This window comes from Thermomicrobiales bacterium (assembly GCA_023954495.1).
In the GTDB taxonomy this organism is placed as follows: Bacteria; Chloroflexota; Chloroflexia; order Thermomicrobiales; family CFX8; genus JAMLIA01.
Genome location: JAMLIA010000033.1, coordinates 1 through 17,738, shown reverse-complemented (window position 1 = coordinate 17,738; position 17,738 = coordinate 1). Strand labels below are relative to the sequence as shown.

General features: G+C 63.1%; 16 protein-coding genes. 4 read left to right on the top strand and 12 right to left on the bottom strand.

All coding sequences use genetic code 11. The annotated features are described in order from the left end of the window. Window positions 1-48: 48 nt before the first annotated feature. The 4 genes from M9890_08290 to M9890_08275 all read right to left on the bottom strand — a co-directional run bounded on the left by M9890_08290 (window position 49) and on the right by M9890_08275 (window position 4,995). Window positions 49-732, bottom strand: coding sequence for an ABC transporter permease (locus M9890_08290; GenBank protein ID MCO5176950.1), 684 nt, complete (start codon window positions 730-732; stop codon window positions 49-51). Continuing rightward, a complete protein-coding gene (locus M9890_08285) occupies window positions 711-1,019 on the bottom strand; it encodes a hypothetical protein (GenBank protein ID MCO5176949.1) in 309 nt (102 codons plus the stop codon). The genes M9890_08290 and M9890_08285 overlap by 22 nt, the downstream gene beginning before the upstream one ends. A gap of 293 nt (window positions 1,020-1,312) precedes the next feature. Continuing rightward, window positions 1,313-3,163 (bottom strand): ABC transporter substrate-binding protein, encoded by a 1,851-nt coding sequence (locus tag M9890_08280; GenBank protein MCO5176948.1) that lies wholly within the window; start codon window positions 3,161-3,163, stop codon window positions 1,313-1,315. A gap of 551 nt (window positions 3,164-3,714) precedes the next feature. Next, complete coding sequence (locus M9890_08275; GenBank protein ID MCO5176947.1) at window positions 3,715-4,995, bottom strand: MFS transporter; 1,281 nt, start codon at window positions 4,993-4,995, stop codon at window positions 3,715-3,717. Between the two features lie 184 nt (window positions 4,996-5,179). Here M9890_08275 and M9890_08270 point away from each other — a divergent pair, with 184 nt between their 5' ends. Beyond that, complete coding sequence (locus M9890_08270; protein MCO5176946.1) at window positions 5,180-5,710, top strand: GNAT family N-acetyltransferase; 531 nt, start codon at window positions 5,180-5,182, stop codon at window positions 5,708-5,710. A gap of 58 nt (window positions 5,711-5,768) precedes the next feature. Beyond that, on the top strand, window positions 5,769-6,728 hold the full coding sequence (locus M9890_08265) for a hypothetical protein (GenBank protein ID MCO5176945.1): 960 nt from the start codon (window positions 5,769-5,771) through the stop codon (window positions 6,726-6,728). A gap of 214 nt (window positions 6,729-6,942) precedes the next feature. On the opposite strand, the gene M9890_08260 is transcribed toward M9890_08265, so the two are convergent. The 7 genes from M9890_08260 to M9890_08230 form a co-directional block, all read right to left on the bottom strand. Further along, the gene (locus M9890_08260) at window positions 6,943-7,968 is read right to left on the bottom strand and encodes an amidohydrolase family protein (GenBank protein ID MCO5176944.1); all 1,026 of its coding nucleotides are present in this window, start codon (window positions 7,966-7,968) and stop codon (window positions 6,943-6,945) included. A gap of 991 nt (window positions 7,969-8,959) precedes the next feature. Then, the gene (locus M9890_08255; protein MCO5176943.1) at window positions 8,960-9,304 is read right to left on the bottom strand and encodes a DDE-type integrase/transposase/recombinase; all 345 of its coding nucleotides are present in this window, start codon (window positions 9,302-9,304) and stop codon (window positions 8,960-8,962) included. Window positions 9,305-9,448: 144 nt separating this feature from the next. After that, window positions 9,449-9,793 carry a hypothetical protein gene (locus M9890_08250; GenBank protein MCO5176942.1) on the bottom strand — a complete coding sequence of 115 codons (345 nt, stop codon included), beginning with the start codon at window positions 9,791-9,793 and terminating at the stop codon, window positions 9,449-9,451. Window positions 9,794-10,100: 307 nt separating this feature from the next. Continuing rightward, entirely contained in the window at window positions 10,101-11,555 is a 1,455-nt protein-coding gene (locus tag M9890_08245) for an NCS2 family permease (protein ID MCO5176941.1), read from the bottom strand. A 193-nt stretch (window positions 11,556-11,748) separates the two neighbouring features. Next, the gene (locus M9890_08240; protein ID MCO5176940.1) at window positions 11,749-13,101 is read right to left on the bottom strand and encodes a bifunctional folylpolyglutamate synthase/dihydrofolate synthase; all 1,353 of its coding nucleotides are present in this window, start codon (window positions 13,099-13,101) and stop codon (window positions 11,749-11,751) included. Beyond that, window positions 13,098-13,520 carry a type II toxin-antitoxin system VapC family toxin gene (locus tag M9890_08235; GenBank protein MCO5176939.1) on the bottom strand — a complete coding sequence of 141 codons (423 nt, stop codon included), beginning with the start codon at window positions 13,518-13,520 and terminating at the stop codon, window positions 13,098-13,100. Before M9890_08235 ends, M9890_08240 begins: the two co-directional genes overlap by 4 nt. Further along, window positions 13,517-13,765, bottom strand: coding sequence for a type II toxin-antitoxin system prevent-host-death family antitoxin (locus tag M9890_08230; GenBank protein ID MCO5176938.1), 249 nt, complete (start codon window positions 13,763-13,765; stop codon window positions 13,517-13,519). Before M9890_08230 ends, M9890_08235 begins: the two co-directional genes overlap by 4 nt. A 180-nt stretch (window positions 13,766-13,945) precedes the next feature. On the opposite strand from M9890_08230, the gene M9890_08225 reads away from it, so the two are divergent. After that, entirely contained in the window at window positions 13,946-14,614 is a 669-nt protein-coding gene (locus tag M9890_08225) for a phosphoribosyltransferase (GenBank protein ID MCO5176937.1), read from the top strand. On the opposite strand, the gene M9890_08220 is transcribed toward M9890_08225, so the two are convergent. Then, the gene (locus M9890_08220; GenBank protein MCO5176936.1) at window positions 14,611-16,473 is read right to left on the bottom strand and encodes a cation:proton antiporter; all 1,863 of its coding nucleotides are present in this window, start codon (window positions 16,471-16,473) and stop codon (window positions 14,611-14,613) included. The genes M9890_08225 and M9890_08220 overlap by 4 nt on opposite strands. 528 nt (window positions 16,474-17,001) lie before the next feature. Between M9890_08220 and M9890_08215 the strand changes: the two genes are divergently transcribed. After that, a complete protein-coding gene (locus tag M9890_08215; GenBank protein MCO5176935.1) occupies window positions 17,002-17,706 on the top strand; it encodes a hypothetical protein in 705 nt (234 codons plus the stop codon). Window positions 17,707-17,738: the final 32 nt, after the last annotated feature.

Here is a 17,738-nt window from a genome sequence, read left to right as displayed (position 1 = left end):
CTACTCCTTTTGTCGCAAGCAGAATCGATTCGGAGAAGCCATCACGCACTACTCCAATCGAATCCGCGGGTCGAGCATGCCGTAGCAGACGTCGGCGATCAGGTTGCCAAGGATGACGAGCGTTCCGGCGAACAGGGTGATTCCCATGATCATCGGGTAGTCCTTGCCAAGCGCCGAGTTGTAGGCGAGCAAACCCATACCGGGCCAGTTGAATACCGTTTCGAGAATCAGCGCGCCGCCAAACAGGTCGGGGATGGCAATACCCAGCAAGGTCACCAGCGGCAACACCGCGTTGCGCAGACCGTGGCGGAAGATGACTGCCTTCTGATGCAGACCCTTCGCCGTGGCAGTCCGCATGTAATCCTGGCTGAGCACTTCCAGCATCTGTGAGCGGATGTAGCGTGTCCAGGCAGCGGTCTGCACAAACGCCAGCGCGAAGGCTGGCAAGATCAGGTGATGAATGCGGTCCCAGAACCCACCACCGCCGCGTAAGTCATATGCGCCACCTGCCGGGAACGACGGCAGGCCCCACTCTCTGAACTTCACGGCGAAGACAATGATGAGCATGATGCCGAGCCAGAATGTCGGCATCGAGAACCCTGCGACCGCGCCGGCCGTTGCCACATTATCAAATGCTGAATTGCGTTTGACTGCCGAATACACTCCGATTGGTATCGAGATGATCAGCGACAGCAGGAGCGCCGTTCCGGTCAGTAGCAGCGTGTTCGGCAAACCTTCTCCATGATCTGCTGCCGAACTGGTCGATAGTTCTTGAGCGACAGTCCCAGATCGCCGCGCAGCACGTTGCCAGCCCAGACAAAGTAGCGCTGGTAGAGCGGGTCGTTGAGGCCCAGGCTCTCCTTAATGCGGGCGATGTCTTCGGGTCGTGCGCGTGGGTTGAACTCGAGCCCGGTCACAGGGCTTCCTGGGACAAGGTTCGCGATCGCGAACGTGATGATGGTGATCCCGATGATGAGTGGGATCGTCTGGAGAAGTCGTCTGATGATGAATCGCCCCATCGGCCGGCCCTTTCCCCTAAGCCGTACGCCAACGGTCAAAGCACACCCAGGGTGATGCATTCACTTGCCTACAGCTGCTGCAAGAACAACCCGAATCCGCGGTTCACCCTTGCAGCAGCCGTCCGGCAGTTCCCCGTTCCGTACCGAGTGCCATGTTCACAATGGTAAATCAGCCTGTGAACTGCGCAAGATGCACGATGGGACGAGCTTTCGCCCGTCCCGCCGTACTCACATCTCGCTGACTCGTGGGAGGCGGGACAACGCCCGCCTCCCGAGTCGATCCGACGTGGGGTCTACTGCTCGACCCACCACTGGTTCACGCTCCAGTAGACGTTGATGTCACTGGGGAACACGTTGTGGAGCCGCTGGTTGACACCAGTTGGCATCTGCGGGAAGTCGAGGATCGCGACCGGAGCATCGGCCAGCACCAGATTCTGCATCTGGGTGTAGAGCTCGATGCGCTTGTCCTGATCCGGCTCCGACAGCGCCTGCGCCAGAAGATCATCAACTTCAGGGTTGGAGTACATGCCGAAGTTGAAGCCACCGTTGTAGGCATCGGTGGAGAACATCGCCGACTGATCCGGCGTGGCGCTCCAGCCGAAGCCGAGGAGGAAGATGTCGAAGTCGTGCGTCTCGGTGACGCGGTCGACCAGCTCAGGGAATGGCTCAAGCTGCGGGGTCATCTTGACGCCGATCTCGTTCCAGTATTCCTGGGCAGCCACGAGGTACTGCTCGCGAACGTTGTTGCCCGCGTTGGTGTACATCGTGAACTCGAGCTTCTTGCCGTCCTTGGCGCGGACACCATCCGAGCCAAGCGCCCAGCCGGCCTCATCGAGGAGCTGGTTGGCCTTGTCGACATCGTACGGGAACTGCAGGTCGATGCCATCCGGGTTATAGGCCCAGGACAGCGGCGGCATGGTACCGATGGCAACCTGTGCGTAGCCATACTGAATCTCATCCACCATCGCCTCGCGGTCGAGGGCGTAGATGAGCGCCTGGCGAACTGCGACGTCCTGGAAGACGTTATCGCGCGCCGGGTCCATGTTGTAACCGAAGAAGGTGAAGCTGAGGCGATCGGCGGCGACAACGTCGACGTCGGTGCCCTCAAACTCCGTGGTCGACGACGGCGGCAAGCCCTGGAAGAAGTCAATCTCACCAGTCTTCAGCTGCTGCGCGCCGGCGGCCTGGTCGGGAACGACCTTGTAGATGTACTCGTCCAGCGCGGCAGCGCCGCCCCAGTAGTCATCGTAGCGGACCGCAGTCGCGTGATCGCCGGTGATCCATTCCTTGAACATGAACGGACCGGGTCCAACAACGCGAGACGGATCCTGGCCAGTTGCGCCACCATCCGACTTCACATCGGCAGCGGCGGTGTCAGCCCAGACGTGCTCCGGGATGATCGCGTAGACGCCGAGGTCGGCCAGGAAGTCGACCAGCGGCTGGTTCAGGTTGAACTGCACGGTCAGGTCATCGACAACATCGATGCTGGCGATCTTGCTCGAGATGTCCGACGTGTAGCTGGAGCCCGAATCCGGGTTCATGTGCAGCTCGTAGGTGAACTTGACATCGTTGGCGGTGAATGGCTCGCCGTCCTGCCAGGTCACGCCATCACGCAGATAGAGTGTCCAGACATCCAGCGTCTCGTTCGACTCCCAGGCCTCGGCCAGCGCGCCGACCGGCTCCAGGGTGAACGGGTTGATCGTGATCATGCTCTCGAAGATCAGCGACGCGAAATCGCCCGAGGCATCGTCGTCGATAACGATCGGCATGACCGACGAGATGTCCGAGATCGAACCTTCGATAACGGTGCCGCCCTCGCTGCTAACTGCCTCAAGGGTCTGTCCGAAGGTCAGATCGCCGCCTTCAACACGGCCGGTGCCGGTGCCGGTCGGGCTGGTGGCTTCCGGTGAAGCCACAGTCTCTTCAGTAGCTTCCGGAGACGCCTCGGTCTCTGGCTCAGTGGCCTCGGCCGGTGGCTCAGTCGCCTCTTCGGCAGGTTCGGTTGCAGCTGCAGCCGGCTCAGTCGCGACAGTTTCCGTCGTCGACGTTGCATCATCCCCATCGTCGCCGCCGCAGGCCATAATCAGCGGCATGACCAGCGCGATGAGCATGAGGAGCCCGGCGTAGCGCAGCCATTTGGGCATGTGTTGCAAAACACTCCTCCATCCAATGGAACACACAGGTCGCAATGGCACTCGCCATCACGAGCGGAATTCCCCCGCATTACTTCCGGCAACGTGACATCTCAGGACGCCTTGCAATGTAGCGTCGGTCAGACAATCGCATGTTGTCGGCTGAAATTCGCGGGTGCCACGCCCCCCGAGAGCGTGGCGAATAAACTGCGCCATGTCACGGGCGCAGCGGCGTCATTTGAGCGACGAACCACCTCCTTTGTGCGTCAGGTAGCCATGCTGCACTGCACGAAATACCCGGTCGCTCGACTTTCGCACGACGTATTCCACCACCACCGAGCGAAGCAGGGATCTGCAGATATACGTCGATACGTCAGACTGAGACGAACAGCCCATCAACCCCCACGAGGTGGGCTTTGTCTCACTATACGCACTCCGCCGCAATTTGGCTGCCTGTATCAACAGGACCAACATCGCCTGCGTAACTGCGCATAATGACATACCACACCGGGGCATATCGCGGCGACCTCACAGACGCACGGCGCAGGTATGCATCTGCAGATCTACGCGCCGATTGTCGCGACCGCTCTGTCGTCCCGGACAGGCCGCAGACCGAGGTATCCCAGCAGAATGGCGAGCATCAGCACACCAACCGCCACCCGATAGGCGCTGTGGCCCATCCCGGCGTAGCGGGCGACCTCAACCGTTGCTGCCCAGACGAGCGGGCCGACGACTCCGGCCAGCTTGCCGGCCAGGCCGTAGAGCCCGAAGAACTCGCCGATGTGCTCTGCCGGGGCCAGGCGCGTCAGCACAACACGATCCGATGTCCAGGTCGCGCCGAGCAGGATGCCGATCATCGGCCCGATGCCGTAGAACAGGGTGACGCTGGTCATCACCATCGCCAGCCCGAGCGTCACCAGCCAGCCGATCAGCACCACGCCGAGCACGCGACGCGGCCCCCAGCGTTCGACAAAGAAACCGGCTCCGAAACCACCGAAGACCGCAAAGACAATCGAGAGCGCCAGCAGAGAGTCGATGCCAGCATCGCTCATCCCAACCGCACGCTCGGCATAGATTGCCATCACGACGATGATCGTGTTCATCGCGTCGGCGTAGAGAAAGCGCGACAGGATAAATCGCCGCAGATCCGGATAGCGACCAGCGTGATCGACCGTCTTGCGGAGCTGCCGAAACACACCGCGAGCCGCGCTCCACACCACGCGTCCCCGCCGCGCGCCACGTTCCCGAATAAAGAAGAAGGCGGGCAGCGCGAAGAGCAGAAAGAGCATTGCCGTCGGGATGAACGCGCCCTGGCGCTCATCACCTTCCCCAGCGAATGGCTGGACGAGGTACAGCCCGATGACGGCACCGAGATAGCCGGCACCGACGCCGAATCCGCTGATTCGTCCGCGATTCTCCGTCCGACTGACGACCGGCAGCAGCGCATCGTAGACGATCAGCCCGGCCTGATAGGCGACGTTCGCCAGCGCAAAGAGGAGCAACGCCGACCAGACTGAGCCAACCAGACCAAGCCCTACCGTCGCTGCGACACAGGCCAGGGTGCAGCCGATCAGCAGCGGCATGCGCCGCCCCAGCTGGTCGGAGACTGCACCCAGCAGTGGCGACACCAGCGCGACGATGAGGCCCGAAAAAGCGATGACCGCGCCGAGCGTCAGATCGCTCGCCCCACGGTCAAGGATCCACGGCCCGAAGTACCGCGAGACGACGTTCAGCGAGAATATGGTGTTCGCAAAGTCGTAGGTAATCCAGCCCAGCACGGCTGCCAGCGAGATGCTGCCGGCGGCAATGGCAACTGGAGGCGGCGATACGGCGCGATCGCTCACCCTGCCGCCACTCTGGCAGACACGTCAATGCGCTTGCTGTTATGTCGACATGGTTGGGTCGCGTGCATGAGCAACTGTCCAGGCGCAGCGTCGTCCACGTCATCCTCCAGAAACCCGCCACAGAATGCGTCTGCGACAATAGCACAGTGTCGCAGCGGGTGTGCTGCGAGAGACAGGAGGCCCGTTGATCATCCGACCGGCGCGGACTGAAGACGTCCCGAGACTCCGAGAGCTCGGCATCGTCGGCTGGGAAACGACATATGCCGACTTCGTCCTGCCGCGCAACCGCCGCGCCTATCTCGATGGCCATTTCTGGTCTGCTGCTCGCCTGTCCGAGATCGTCCGCCACTCGGAGTGTCTGACGCTCGTTGCAGAGATCGACAGCCGCGTTGCCGGATTCCTGACGCTCGAGCCAGTCGATGGCCAACAGGTTGAGTTGACGCGCCTGTACGTCGACCCGGGCGCTCGGCGTGGCGGCATCGGCAAGCAGCTGCTGATTCAGGCACGTCGTGATGCAGCGGCGTCTGGTGCGGGGGAGATGCTGGTCAACGTCTTCGCCGACAACCACATCGGTCGCGCATTTTACGAGCGAGAAGGCTTCCGGCTCCTGCGGCTCGAACCGACGCAGGTCGGCGATCAGCAGGTGGGCGACGCGTGGTATGTATTGGCGCTCGACGGATCGGCGGAGTTGTCTGAACCGCTGTCAGATACGTAAACTCCCCGAAGGCACCGTGGCGGTGACCACCGACCCGACGGCTGGCGGAGTCTGTACTGTGGGGAAAACGAACGCCGGACGGCGTGGCTGGGTAGCTCGGCTATTGCTGAGCCTCTGCCTCATTCCAACCCTGACGCTCTCACTCTCGTTGATCTCGGCGAGCAGCCCGGCTGCGGCTGTCGAAGAGCCGGATTCGCCGGGCACCTATTCTGAGAGTGCCGTCGTCCTGTCCGACTACAACGAAGTTCTCTACGACAAGAACGCGCACGTGCGCTACGCAATGGCCTCGACGACGAAGATGATGACGGCGATCGTCGCGGTGCGTTACGGCGACCTGAATGCGCAGGTCCTCATTGACGAGTCCGACATCGTCGGCGAAGCGTCAATGGGTCTGATCGCCGGTACTACGATCAGCCTGCACGGCCTGCTCTATGGATTGCTGCTACCTTCCGGCAACGATGCCGCGCACGCCATCGCGCGCTCGATCGGCGAGTCACGCGGCGCAACGACGCCGGAAGCTGCCGTCCAGAACTTCGTCGACCTGATGAACCAGACGGCGCAGGAGTATCAGCTCCGCGACACGCACTACATGAACCCGCACGGCCTCGACGAGTGGGGACATTACTCGACCGCGTTCGATCTGGCGATCATCCTGCGTGCCGCGCTGAACTACCCGGTCATCCGCGATGTCATGCAGACGCCGTCAATCAACGCCGACGGCTACGACATCTGGAACCACAACCAGATGTACGCCATCCGTGACGATGTCATCGGCGGCAAGACCGGCTTCACTGACAACGCAGGCTTCTGCCTGACTGGCGCAGCCCAACGCGACGGGCGCTTCGTCATCGCCGTCGTCATGCGCGACGACGGCGAGAACTGGTACTACGACGTCAGTAACCTCCTCGAATGGGGCCTGGAAGTCGAAGCCATCCGCGGCATCCCGACGAACGCCATTCCGAAGACTGTTGGTACTCAACTGAACCAGCAACCAGGCCCGAGGTTCGGCGGGCCGTAAGGGACCTCACCCTCCCCGGCCCTCCCTCTCCCGCGAGGAGAGGGAGGGTGTCATGGGAATGGCGTGGATGGGTGTCGGTCCAAAGCGATTGCGGTTGGCAGACCCCTCTCCCAGCCTCTCCCCTGCGAAGGGAGAGGAGCGAGGAACGACCAACCTGCTTTGACACACGAACTCCCCCTCTCCCCGCGGGAGAGGGGGCTGGGGGGTGAGGTCTCTACCGCCGATACGCCACCACACCATCAACGACCGTCAGGTCGACGACGATGGTGTCGAGATCCAACGGATCGACGGCGAAGATGTCGGTGTTGAAGACGGCGACGTCGCCGAGGAGTCCGACGCGCAGCGCGCCCTTGAGGTGCTCCTGGTTGCTGGCGAAAGCGCCGTTGACGGTGTAGGCCAGCAGTGCCTCATCCAGACCGATGCGCTCTTCCGGCTGCATCGTCAGGTCGCGGTCGTGCTCGGCGCGGCTGGTGACGATCGCCTTGAGGTTGCGGGCCGGGTCGGCGGTTTGCACCGGCGCGTCACTTGATACGGCCACCGGTACGTTGCGCTCAAGCAGCGAGTTCCACGGCTGGTACCAGCGCACACGCTCAGGGCCGAAGCGTTCGATCAGCACCTGATAGTCGTTTGATGCGAAGCGCGCGCCGGGAACCGGCACAACGCCTTCCTGAGCGAAGCGCTCGACGAGGTCAGGGCGCAGCAACGAAGCGTGCTCAATGCGGTGGCGCAGGTCGGGGCGCGGATTGCGCTGCTGTGCCTCGCGGTAGACATCCAGCACCAGCTCGATCGCGGCGTCACCGATCGCGTGGGTGGCGCACTGCCAACCGGCGTCGTGCGCGCGTAGAACGCGCTCGCGATATTCCTCAGGCGGGAACATCCACATGCCGGTGTTGGTCGGGTCGTCCTTGAACGGCTCGGAGATCTTCGCTGTCGACATCCCCTCGGTGCCGTCGATGAAGAACTTGATCGCCCCGCAGCGCAGCCAGCGATCACCGAACCCGGTTCCGATGCCAACCGCCGAGAGCGGGTCGAGCATCGTCCAGTGGTCCAGCATCAGGTTGAAGCGCACACGCGGATCGTCTCCATTGGCAGCCAGGCGCTGATAACCGGCGAACTGACCGGAGTCGTTCAGGTTCGCCTCGGTCGATGACGTCGTGCCATAGGACAGCAGCTTGTCAGACACCGCGCGCAGCAGCGTGTCGTAGCGCTCCGGGGAGAGCGGCGGGCGCAGGCCATGCACCGAGGTCCATCGCGTTCTCGACCAGTCGGCCGGTCAGCTCACCATCGGCGTCGTGCTCCAGATAGCCACCGACCGGATCGGACGACAAACGTCAGTAACCAACGCAGCGCAGCGTCTCGCTATTGACCAGCATCTCGTGTCCCGGGCGATGCCGCAGGATGACAGCGTGATTCGGCGCGGCGGCGTCAAGCTCAGCCAGCGTCGGCACACGCTCGTCTTCCAGATAGGACGAGCCCAGCTAGCCGGAGATCGGCTCGCTAGTCGGCGTCGCAGCACGTTCACGGACGATCGCCAGCATATCTCGTCGCTCGACTTCGGCTTGAACAGGTCGATTCCGAGGAGCTGCTCGGCGTACATGTAGGGGTGCATGTGAGCGTCGATCAGCCCCGCCGTCGCTGTCCGACCCTCCAGGTCGATGACTGCTGCCCGGCCCCTGCCGCCGCCCGCGCATCATCGAAATCATCACCGACGTAGCCAGATCAGGCCGTTATGAATGCCGAGCGCTGTCGCGCGCGGGTGCGCAGGGTCAGTGAACAAGCGCCCATTGACCAACGCCAGGCTGCCTCGGTCGTAAAACCCCATGCGTCTTCCCCTCTCATCATCCCCCCGAGTTGTGCGGGACATGATGCCACCAGGGCGGCCCTCACCCCCGCCGCTGCCCAGAGGGCTCCCGCCCAACGTTGGGAGAGGGGTGTCCTGTGTTGGGGCGGTTGGGTGCAGTGCTGAACGGGTACTGGTCGGGGACAAACCCCTCTCCCAGCCTCTCCCCTGCGAAAGGAGAGGAGCAAGAAGCGGCAGCCAATGGAGTGAACCCCAAATAGCGAACCACGATCAAGAGAGGTTACGGTCGTTGCGTTGGTCACCTCGAACTCAGCAGGCGACCGATAGCCGAGGCTGGAGTGCAACCGCTTGTGGTTGTACACGTCCTCGATGAAGTGGTCCAGATTGTACAGCCTCCTCGATCGACTGGTACGCGTTGGTGTTCACCTCCTCAGTCTTGAGCGTCTTGAAGAAGGCTCTCAGCCCTGGCATTCTCGTACGGGTTGCCACGACTCGTCATGCTGATTGCGGAACCCGCCTCCTCCAACCGCGCCACATAGGCTGTGCTGGCATACTGCACGCCCTGATCAGACTGATGGATCAGTCCCGGCGCAGGCTGCCGCGTCTGGAGTGCCTGCTCCGGGGCATCCAGTGCCAACGCGGTGTCGATCGTGCGTGAGAGCGCCCAGCCAATACAGCGCCGTGAATAGCTATCGATGATGCAGGCCAGGTAGACAAAGCCTGCTGGCAATCGGATGTAGGTGATGTCTGATTGCCAGACCTGATTGGGTCGCACGTATGTCAGATCCCGGATCCGGTTCGGGTATCGCCGCAGTGCATGGGTCGCATCCGTCGTCACGACGAAGTGCCGTTTGAGCTGACGCAACAAGGATTCACGCGCATCACCCGTAAGACGCGCTTGTGATTGATCGTCCAACCATCACGCTGGAGCTGCTTGGTGACACGGCGATGCGCCGGGGAAGGCCAGGATGATGGTCTCGATCGCCACCCGGAGCGCCACAGTCTGGCTGTCTGGCTCGGTCGGCTGCGTGTAATACCAGGTGCGTCCGACACCGAAGAGCGCGCACAGCTGACGGATCGAGAGTTGTGGGTGGGTTGTCTGCGCAGCGCTGATCATGGCGTGTCGTTCCGCGAGCGAGCGCTGGCGAGCCCACGCAGCACCTGGTTCTCCAGCGCCAGTTGCCCACAGAACCGCGCCCAGCTCGGCGATGCGTTGCTCCAGCGTGGCTGAACCCGTCTGCTCCTGCGAGGAAGGCGGCTGCACGATGCGGCATACTCCCGTCGCCAGCGCCAGACCAGGCCGTCACTCAGGTTGTGTTCCGGCAGACCTGTGCTGGACCTTCTCGCCATCCTCGATCTGGCGCACCACCTGCAGCTTGAACTCCCGGCTATGAACCCGTCCATTCGCCATCGTCTCATCCTTCCTGCGCTGGCCGTCAGTCTACGACCAGCAGCTGAAGTTCACTGCTGACGGTGGTTCGGTCTTTTGGGGTGCAGTCCACAATTTATCAGCCAAGGACACCCCCTCTCCCAACGCGTTGGAGAGGGGACGGGGGGGGTGAGGGCCGCTCTTACGCGTGAACCCCGAGATATGAGCGCAGGAAGTAGATCAGGAAGGCGGCACTGACGACGTAGAGCGTCGGATGGACCTCACGCGCCTTGCCACGGAAGACCTTCACGAGCGTCCAGACGACGAAGCCTGCGCCGATGCCGTTGGTGATGTTGTAGGTCAGCGGCATCATGATCATCGCCGCCAGCACCGGCAGACCGACTTCGATGTCGCTGAAGTCGATACCGCGTGTGCGGACGGTCCGACCTTCAGAGTTGACCTCTTCGCGATCAGAGAGCACGCTGGTCATCATCCAGCCGACGACGATCAGGGCCGGGGCGGTCGCTTGCGTCGGCACAACGCCGACCAGCGGGGCGAACGGCATGGCCAGCAGGAAGAGGATGCCAACGACGACAGCGACCAGTCCACTACGACCGCCGTTGCCAACACCCGCCGCAGATTCGATGTAGGTCGTCGCCGACGAGGACGATGCCGCGCCACCAGCGATGGCCGCGACCGAGTCGACCAGCAGCGGCTTCTGCGCGTCCGGCAGCTCGCCCTTCTCATTGAGATAGCCGGCCTGGCTGCCGACGCCGACGAGTGTTCCCATTGTGTCGAAGAAGTCGGCCATCATAATCGCGAGGATGGTGAGAATGGCGACACCAATACCCATTTGAGAGAAGAAGCTGAACGAGAAGTCGCCCAGCAGGCTGAAGTCAGGCGTATCGATCCAGGTGGTCGGAACCTGCGCCACGCCCGGACCGAACTGGCCGGTGCTCAGGATCTCCTCCAGTATGATGGCGATGACCGTCGTCGCAACGATGCCGATCAGGATCGCGGCACGATAGCCGCGCGCCAGCATCGCGATCGTGATCGCCAGGCCAATCGCTGTCACCAGCACCGGTAGACCACGCAGGTTGCCGAGCGCCAGCGGTGTCCCAGCACCAGTCGTCACGATCCCACCATTGACCAGACCAATAAACAGGATGAACAGACCAATGCCGACCGAGATGGCTTTCTTCAACTCCAGTGGCACCAGGTCCATGACGTAGCGCCGCAGGCCGACAAGGACGAGGACCGTGATCAGGATACCTTCGGCCACGATCACGCCCATCGCCTGCGGGAAGGTGAGTCCCTCACCGAGAACGAGCGTGAAGGCGACGATCGCGTTCAACCCGAGGCCGGGAGCAATCGCGAACGCCCGGTTCGAGTACAGCCCCATGATGATCGTCATGACGCCAGCGACAAGACAGGTTGAGGTTGTCGTCGCCTGAATCGGGAGCCCGGTGCCGTCCGGCAGATTCAGGATCTGTGGATTGACGAAGATGATGTAGGACATGACGATGAAGGTCGTCAGGCCAGCGAACATCTCCGTCCGCATGTTCGATCCCATTGAGCGGAACCGAAAGAAGCGATCCAGCGTCGCTTCGAAGCCCCCCGTGTCGGCGATATTCGCGTTCTTCGCACGACTACTCACGCGCGTCACCCCCAGTTCGGCGACTTCCCGCCGCGCTACCCCAATACCATGAGCCAGCAGACGACCCACGGCGAACCGACATGCGCACCAAACGCCACGCAGCGATGCCCCCACGACACCGCCAGACGTATGTACGTACGCATCGTAACCGTATCGTAGAACCGATCCGATTATTCGTCAACTGAGCAATTGGTCAGGTGTAGAGCAGCGCCCGTTCGTAGGTCGGCGTCTTAGCCAGCCCGAGTGCTTCACGTGCCTCAGCGACCGCATAAAGCGAGCCAGTCACAACGATCAGATCGTCCGGATCAGCCTCGGCCCGCGCCCGAGCAAGCGCGGCATCGACATCGCCGCCATCCTCAGCCGCTAGACCCTGCTTCGCCGCCGCCGCAATGATCCTCGCCGGCTCGGCGGCACGCGGGTTGTGCGACGCAGTGGCGATCAGGCGCGGCTGGAGTGTTGCCAGCTCCGCCAGCATGCCGTCCAGATCCTTGTCGCGGCTGATGCCGAGGATCACGATCGGTGGGCGAGTGACGCGCGACGCGAGCGTCTCGACCAGCCGGGCGATCGAATCGGCGTTGTGCGCGCCATCGACATAGATGTCCGGCGCGCTGCCTGCACGCTCGAAGCGCCCCGGCCAGCGAACAGATGCCAACGCGGCGCGAGCACGATCCTCATCGGCCAGGATGCCCGAATCAAGCTGCCAGGCGGTCATCAGCGCCGTGCCGGCGTTCTCTATCTGGTGCGGCCCGGCCAGCGCCAGCTCGACATCACGCCAGTCGCCCCACGGACCTTCGAGCCTCGCTCCGTGGTCGTCCGGCCCGGCCTGCCAGTCAACACCCCAGCGCAGCAGCAGCGAGTCGCGCTCGGCGGTGATGCGCTCCAGGGTTGCCAACGCCTCCGGCTGCTGCGGTCCGACGACAACCGGGCGCTGCGGTTTGATGATGCCGCCCTTCTCTACAGCAATCTCGCTCAGCGTCGAGCCGAGGATGGCGGTGTGGTCGAGCGAAATACTGGTGATGGCGCAGACAGCGGGGGTGACGACGTTCGTTGCGTCCAGCCGACCGCCCATGCCGACCTCAACGACGGCGACCTCCACCTTGGCGCGGGCAAACGCCAGCAGCGCCATCGCCGTCGCGACCTCGAACGCCGTCGGTTCGCCGATCTCCGGCTGGGATTCGCGAACTGCCTGGTCGACGGGCTCCAGCACGTCGGCTAGTGCCGCGAACTCCGCCTCGTCAACCGGCTGGGCGTCGATCTGGATGCGCTCGCGGAAGGTGTGCAGGTGTGGTGTCACGTAGAGACCAGTGCGCTTGCCGGCCGAACGTGCCAGCGCCTCGACCGTCGCGCTGACCGAGCCCTTGCCCTTCGTCCCGGCGATGTGGACGATCGGATAGGTCTGCTCTGGATTACCGAGACCATCGAGCAACGCCGCCGTGCGACGCAGCCCGAGCGCGGCCACGTCATCGCCAATGAATGGATTAGCGACGAAGCCCTTCTCATAGCCCGCCCGGTCGATAATCCAGCGAATCGCTTCGCGGTAGTTCATGCAACAGTCTCTTCCAGCAGCGGCACGCCCATCCGGCGGGCCGCGTCAGCCAGCCGCCGATCCAGCGTGACAAGTGGCACCCGATCGCGACGGGCAAGATCCAGATACATCGCATCGTATACGGACAAACCAAGCACGCGCGCAAGTGGCAACGCACGATCGAACACCGTCTCCAGCCCAACGGTATCAACCTCGATTGGCAGGCCGCTGATGAACTCGACAAAGCGCGCCGACTGGTCGGCGGTCAGCCGTCCGCGTCGCTCGGCCACCAGCAGGGCATTGGCTACCTCGATCAGCCAGATCACCGGCACGACAGCTGTCGCTTCCTGCAGACGATCCAGAGCCACTCGGCTCGTCTCGCTATCCTCATCAACAAATGCCCAGGCGAGCGTCGTTGAGGCATCAAGCACAAAGGTCACTCGCTGCGGCTCTCGGCAAGCAGCTCGTCGATCGTCAGGCCATCGAGGTTGATGCCCTCGCTATCTCGATACGCCTCCCACGACCGAATGAGGTTCGCCACAGCGCGCCGCCCCGGTTGCTCCGCCGGTGATAGCCGCGCAATCACCCGGCCATGCCGGGCAATGAGTATCGTCTCGCCGGACTCGACATCATCCAGCAGCTTCGACAGGTGCGTCTTCGCCTCAAATGCTCCGACTGTGCGCATGCGCCACATCCCAACCAGATGCCAACTAGTTCACACGCACTATGATAGCGCGGCATAGCGTCAGGTAGCCTCGCGTGGTACCCTGCGTCGTTATGACACGTCCTGCCGCGCAAGGGGACCGGTCGAGCATTTTGCGACTGGATGCGGTGGGATTGACGAGCGGAGAAGGGGGCAGCACGGGTGCTGGTGGACGTTGATTCCAATCTCGATCTGGCACAGGCGCTGTTCGATCTGGGCGGCGTGCAGTTCGGCTCATTTGACCTCGGGCCAACTGCCGGAAAGTCGCCGATCTACATCAACCCGCGTGTTCTGATCAGCGAGCCGGCAATGCTACGGCGCGTGGCGCGACTGATCCACGCCGAGATTCAAGCCGACCAGGCTCGCCGCCGCTCGCGCATCCACTCATTCGCAGCCGTCGCCGGCGTGCCGATGGGAGGCCTGCACATCGCCACCGCCTACGCGCTGGAGAGCGAAACACCGCTCATCTATCTGCGACCGTCGCGGAATGCGGATCATGATGTCCAGCCGGTGATCGAAGGCCGCATCCTCGTTGGCCAGTCGGCGCTGATTATCGACGACCTGATGACCGGCGGCAGCTCGATCCTCTCCACCGCCGAGCGGCTGGAGGATGCCGGCATGGCAGTCCGCGACGCGATCGTCCTGATCGACCGCGAGCAGGGCGGCATCGAGCGGCTGCACGAGCTGGGCTACAACGTCATGCCGATCCTGCGGCTGAAGACGATGCTCAACTACTATCACTCGTCGGACCTGATCGACGGTGCCACGTTCGAGCGCTGCATGACCTACCTGCGTGAACAACACAACCGGGCCAACGAGGAAACCGCCTAGCCGCCGACGCGACTGCGCCCGGCCAGCATCGCCGCCGCCTTGCCCGTCGCGCCGTTCGTCCCGACAATCGTCACGACATCGCCCGGCGCGAGGGTCGAACCGCCATGCGGAATCAGCCGCGACCCGCCACGCCGAATCAGCAGCACCAGACTGTCGCCGGGGAAGTCCAGCTCCCGCAGTTGCTTCCCGGCGATCTCCTCGTTCCCAACAACGACCTCGCTGACGTCGGCGTCGTCCTGCTCGGCAATGCCGGACAGCAGGCTGAAGATGCCCGGACGGCGCACCAGGTTGGACAGGATCATCGCCGTCGCTGCCGCCGGGTTCATCGCACGAATGCCAAGCTCCTGGAAGCTCGGCAGCGTCTCCGGATCCGTCACGCGCGAGACGACGTGCTCGCGGCTATAGCGCGTACGGGCCAGTTGGCAGGCCAGCAGGTTGTCCTTGTCCGACTGCGTCGTTGCCACGACAGTGCTGGCGTACTCGATGCCGGCCTCCTCCAGCACCGCCGGAATCGTCGCGTCGCCAATGACCACGTGCGCGCCGGTCTTGCGCGCCAGCTCCGCCTGCTCGTTGTCCAGCTCGATGATCGTGACATCCTCGTTGGCCGACACCAATCGCTCAGCCAGCATCAGCCCAACTCGCCCGCCACCGACGATCAGCACTCCCATCGGTCTCACCCCCAGCTTGTTCGCAATCCAGTCGGCATAGGTCGCCTGCACAGCAATCGTCATCGTAATCATCAGGAAGACCAGCCCCAATAGCGCCGCCGCGCCCTCAGGGTCGGTCTCGCGCATGCGCAGCGTGACGAAGGTTGCCATCGACGCAGCGATAACACCGCGAGGCCCAATCGCTGCGACAAACGTGCGCTCACGCCAGCTCAGCGGCGAGCGGATCGACGAAATGAAAACAGCCAGCGGTCGAGCGATTGCCATCATCACCAGCACCGTCGCCGGTCCGCGCCAACCCAGCCGCGTGAGATCCTCCGGATGCAGCGTCGCCGCCAGCAGCAGGTAGACCGAAGCGATGACGATCGCGGTGATATCGCCCTTGAACTGGTGTGCCTCTTCGCGGTGCGGGAACCTGGCGTTGCCCAGCAGGATGGCGGCGACGACAACGGCAGTCAACCCCGATTCGGTCATGATGCTGTCGTTCACGGCGAAGATCGCGACCGCACCGGCCAGCAGCGAGATACGCGCCACCTGCCCCTGCGCTGGCACAAAGCGCCGCATCCAGAGCAGCAGTAACAACCCGCCGACCACGCCGGACACTGCGCCGAACCCGATGCGCTGCAGCGCCCAGACCGCGCCATCACGCAAGCTCTCGTCCGGCGCATTCAGGATCTCGAACAGCATCAGCGTCACGATCGCGCCGATCGGGTCGATGATGACGCCCTCGCCGGAGAGCGTTGCACGCGCTCGACCGGTGACACGCACGCGCTGCAGCAGCGGCCCGATTGCGGTCGGACCGGTCACCATGACCAGCGCGCCAAACAGCGCTGCCAACTCCCAGCTCAACTCGCCGATGTAGTGCGCCGCCAGCGCCCCACCCGCGACGGTGATCGCTGCGCCGAGCGTGATGAGGTTGCGGACGACCTTCGAGACGATGCGGAGGTAGGTCCACTCCAGCGAGAACGCGCCCTCAAAGACGATGATCGCGACCGAGATCTTGATCGCCGCTTCCAGCGTTGGCCCCAGCTTGTCGGACGCGATCAGCCCGAAGCCGATCGGCCCCAACAGCACACCCGCGCCGAGGAAGAGCAGGATCGACGGGATCTTTGTCCGCCCGGCCAGCACCTGCACAACGACGCAGGCCACCAGCACCGCCGAAGCCGTCACGATCAGGTCGTGCGCACTACCCACCGCATCTCCATCCGCTCAATGCCACCACCACCCCGGAAGGGACGATCGTACCGCCTGAGTCAAGCCGGGAAGGAGGCACGGTGATTATGCGCCACGCTCATCTGCAAACGCTTGAGTGGGTTGTCAGTGTCAGAGTGGCGAGCACGTTGGCGCGGCAGCCACTCCCGAAGCCTGTCATCTTGAGCGCGCACGCGAAAGATCTCTCCCGCGTTGGACTGCATCGAACGGGTGGGGGATCTTTTGGCTGCGGCCTCAAGACGACAGAATAATGAGTTGGCTGTCGGCCCGAATAATCAGTCAATCTTATGCCCACAACACATTGAGGGATGCGACAGTGAACAAGAAGATAGTGCTCCAATGGCGAACTTTGCGTAGACAATGCCTGATAACGCTTCATATGATACTTGCATCGCACGCGTGCATCAATTTGCATGTGGTCGAAGAGTGATCGGGCAGAACGATGTCATTCGGAAGGTCAGCAAACCACTTCATCACCGCATGCGATAGCCAAAGGTGGGCAGTGCGACGATGACAACTCGCATAGTGTTGCTGCTCGGACTACTGCTATTCATCACCGGATGCGGAGAGGCTGCCACCGAAGTGCAGTCCGAAAATGGAGTTGGGGCGGCGCTAGCGCCGGCCACGACACCACTTGACATCGATCTGCAGGATGGTGAATGCATCATTACCGGCGTTTCGCTCGCCCAGATCTCCGACATCGCTTCGCTTGCCTGGGCGTCGGACCAGATCGTTATCGGCGAGGTGATCCGCGCACACCCAACGACGCCCGACCCACGCGCGGCACAGTTGCCGTTCCACACCGATTTCGATGTCCGGGTCGAGTCGTTCGTCCGTGGGCAGCCACTGGAGACCGTCACCATCCGGCAGCCGGGTGGCGAGATTCCCGGCGGCTGCACCGATCGGATGGGTCAGCCTGAATTGGCAACCGGCGACCGCTTCCTACTCTTCCTCGATCACGACGAGCGCACCGAGTTCGGCGATGCGTACCTCGTCGTTGGCGAATGGCAGGGCTACTGGCGGCTGGCCGACGATGACAGCTTCGTAGACCTCGCCCCCCACTATCGGGAGGCGTTCGAGCGCCAGCCGCTTGCGTCGGCCACGGCCGCAATCCGCGATGGGCTGCGCGGCGAGATGCCAGCTCTACCTATTGGCGGCGTTGCGCCGGTCGTGCCGCTGGATGCCGCACCACTCAATCCGGCGCTGGACAACTAACGGTCAGGAGACAGGCCATGACGACACGCCAA